The organism is Methylibium sp., from assembly GCF_031393925.1.
Taxonomy (GTDB): Bacteria; Pseudomonadota; Gammaproteobacteria; order Burkholderiales; family Burkholderiaceae_C; genus Methylibium.
The window spans coordinates 1-3150 of sequence record NZ_JANMWL010000078.1 but is presented as its reverse complement, the minus strand read 5'-3'; the positions used below and the strand labels follow the sequence as shown (position 1 = coordinate 3150).

General features: G+C 64.3%; 4 protein-coding genes. 3 read left to right on the top strand and 1 reads right to left on the bottom strand.

The features are described from left to right. Nucleotides 1–123, top strand: a 123-nt coding sequence (locus RMO12_RS05085) for a helix-turn-helix domain-containing protein (RefSeq protein ID WP_309638442.1), incomplete at its 5' end; no start/stop codon positions are given. 146 nt (nt 124–269) lie between these two features. Here the strand turns inward: RMO12_RS05085 and xth are convergent. Further along, a complete protein-coding gene (gene xth, locus RMO12_RS05080) occupies nt 270–1055 on the bottom strand; it encodes an exodeoxyribonuclease III (protein WP_309638448.1) in 786 nt (261 codons plus the stop codon). A gap of 278 nt (nt 1056–1333) precedes the next feature. Here xth and RMO12_RS05075 point away from each other — a divergent pair, with 278 nt between their 5' ends. After that, a complete protein-coding gene (locus RMO12_RS05075; protein ID WP_309638447.1) occupies nt 1334–2311 on the top strand; it encodes a chromate resistance protein ChrB domain-containing protein in 978 nt (325 codons plus the stop codon). Next, nucleotides 2308–3150: chromate efflux transporter (gene chrA, locus RMO12_RS05070; protein WP_309638446.1), on the top strand; the 843-nt coding region annotated here is incomplete at its 3' end. The genes RMO12_RS05075 and chrA, both read left to right, overlap by 4 nt.

Here is a 3150-nt window from a genome sequence, read left to right as displayed (position 1 = left end):
GCCCAGCTGATCCACACCGCGCTCGACGTCACCCGCGGACGCCGCATCGAAGCCGCGCACAAGCTCGGCATCGGCCGCAACACCATCACGCGCAAGATCCAGGAGTTGGGGCTGGACGACTGAGCCAGAACAGCCGGGAGTTCCGCAACAGTGGTGTCGGCGAGGCCGTGCCGAGTCAAGCCACGGGCGCTCGGGCTTTCCAGCGCTGCCGCGGAGCATTGCGTCGTCCCCGGGCTGGCATTTGTTCAGCGGCCGTCGGCCGACCGAAGTCAGTCCAGCGCTAGCGTCGCGATCACTGGCGCGTGGTCGCTGGGCCGCTCGTTCTTGCGCGGCAGCTTGTCGATCACGCAGGCGCTCACGTCGGCCTTGAGCGCATCGCTCACCAAAATGTGGTCGATGCGCAGGCCCTGGTTCTTGCGAAACGCGAGCATGCGGTAGTCCCACCAGCTCCAGCATTTGGGCGGCTGCTCGAACAACCTGAAAGCGTCGTGCAGGCCCAGCCCGCCAAGCGCCTGGAAGTGCGCCCGCTCCTCGTCGGTGCAGAGAATCTGCCCGGCCCAGGCGACCGGGTCGTGTACGTCGCGGTCATCGGGCGCAATGTTGTAGTCGCCCATCAGCACCAGGCGCGGATGCGCAGCGAGTTCGTCGCGCAGCCATTCGCGCAGCGCGCGCAGCCACTGCATCTTGTAGTCGAACTTCTCGCTGCCCGGCGCCTGGCCGTTGGGAAAGTAGGCGCCGATGACGCGCAGCGTAGTGCCGTCCGCCAGCGCCAGCGTGCCGGCAATGACGCGCTTTTGTGCGTCGTCGAAACCGGGAATGTTGCGCACCACGTCACTGGCCGGCCGCTTGGACAGCAGCGCGACACCGTTGTACGTCTTCTGCCCGAACCACTGCACCTGGTAGCCCGCCGCCTCGATCTCGGCCTGCGGAAACTTCTCGTCCGGCAGCTTGGTTTCCTGCAGTGCGATCACGTCGACCGGGTTCGCGGTGAGCCAGTCCAGCAGCTGCGGCAGCCGCACGGCGAGCGAGTTGACGTTCCACGTGGCGAGTTTCATAAGCTATGCAAGTAGTTGATTTTATGTAGATATATTTTGATAGTCGCTATCGATAGCACCTGACATATCCGCAGTCCCAAAGCCAGAAGTCGCTGCCGCATTGTTGCGTGGCAAGCGCCGTCATTCAACGTCGAGATGGGTACACGTGTACCCACCGCTTGAAGAGCTACGCCTTCAACCTCGATCGTGCCCGGGCGATAGGCGCGCTGCTGTGACGCGGCGCGCAAAGACCGAAATGAAGTTTGTCTTTGTCTCTACCAATCTGTAGGATGAAATACATGACTTATCGGTCCGGCTCATCTTGGCTCCTGATCGTGCTCTCGCTACCTACCCAGAGCGCAACCGCGCGGATGCGTATCTGGCGAGCGCTCAAGTCTTTGGGGTGTGCCGCGCTGCGCGACGGCGCCTACCTTCTCCCCGCCAGTTCAGAGCATCAATCGTCATTACAGGAACTTGCCGACGAATGCGTTCGGGAGACTGGCAGCGCCTGGGTGATGTCCGTGGTGCCGGCAACCGCCGCCGACGCGGACTCGTACGAGCCATTGTTTGACCGCAGCGAGGACTACGCCGCGCTGGTGAAGGGATGGAAAGAATCCGCTTCGGATCTTTCCAGCCTCGGTGCTGCCGAACTGACTCGCCTGCAAAGAAAGCTTCGCCGCGACTACGACGCGCTGCGTGCGATCGACTTCTTCCCCGGTGATGCCAGCGCCGAGGCGCAGGCCGCGTGGACCGACTTCAGCAAACGACTGGATCGTGTGCTGTCGCCCGACGAGCCGCAAGACACCGAAGGGCAGATCCCTCGGCTCGACGCAAGCGAGTACCAGGGCCGCTTGTGGGCCACGCGCCGCAAGCTCTGGGTCGACCGCGCCGCCAGCGCCTGGCTGATCCACCGCTTCATCGACCCCGAGGCGCGCTTCCAGTGGCTGGCCAAACCGTCGGACTGTCCGCGCAAGGCGCTCGGCTTCGACTTCGATGGCGCGACCTTCACGCACGTCGGCGAGCGCGTCACGTTCGAAACCCTGTTGGCCAGCTTCGGGCTCGACGAAGACCCGGCACTGATCCGCATGGGTGCCATGGTGCATGCGCTCGATGTTGGCGGTGAGCCTGTGCCCGAGGCGAGTGGCTTTGAAGCCATGCTGGCCGGCGCCCGTGAGCGCCTGCCCGACGACGACGCGCTGCTCGCCGAGATCAGCAGCGTGCTCGATTCGCTCTACACCCATTTCCAACGCGCAAAGAACAAGGGAAGCGCCAAATGACAGACTCTGCATTGCAGAGCTATTCGCCGTGGCAACTCGTGCGCTACATGCTCGCGCTGGGCACTTGGGGGTTCGGTGGGCCCGTGGCGCTGGTCGGCTACATGTACCGCGATCTGGTCGAGCAGCGCCGCTGGATTTCGGAGGCCGACTACAAGGAGGGCATGACGCTCGCGCAGCTGATGCCCGGTCCGTTGGCCGCGCAGTTGGCCATCTACCTCGGCTATGTCCACTACCGCCTGGTGGGTGCCACGCTGGCAGGCATCGCTTTCGTGCTGCCGTCGTTCCTGATGGTGGTCGGCATCGGTGCAGCCTATGTGACCTATGGCGGTATCCCGTGGATGCAGGCGGTGTTCTACGGCGTCGGCGCCTGCGTGATCGGCATCATTGCGATGAGCGCCTACAAGCTCACCACCAAGAGCATCGGCCGCGACAAGCTCTTGTGGGCGATCTACCTGGTCAGCGCCGTTCTCACGGTGGCCACACAGTCAGAGAGCGTCTTCCTGTTCCTCGGCGCGGGCCTTCTCGTCTGGTTCCTGCGGGCACGGCCCAAGGGCTGGTTCGGGGGCCGCTTGAACGGCATCGCGGCGTCGGCGCCGCTGGCCGGCCTGCTGTTCGCCGGTACGACCGACTGGCACCTGCTGGGGCAGATCGGCGCGTTCTTCGCCTACGCCGGCAGCTTCGTCTTCGGCAGCGGTCTGGCGATCGTGCCTTTTCTCTACGGCGGGGTGGTGACCGAACATCACTGGCTCAACGACCGTCAATTTGTCGACGCGGTGGCCGTCGCGATGATCACGCCGGGTCCGGTCGTCATCACCACCGGCTTCATCGGCTACCTGATT

Bases quoted from the DNA above. Each gene is read 5' to 3' on its own strand.
- xth (WP_309638448.1), bottom strand. From the start codon at position 1,055: ATGAAACTCGCCACGTGGAACGTCAACTCGCTCGCCGTGCGGCTGCCG.
- RMO12_RS05075 (WP_309638447.1), top strand. From the start codon at position 1,334: ATGACTTATCGGTCCGGCTCATCTTGGCTCCTGATCGTGCTCTCGCTA.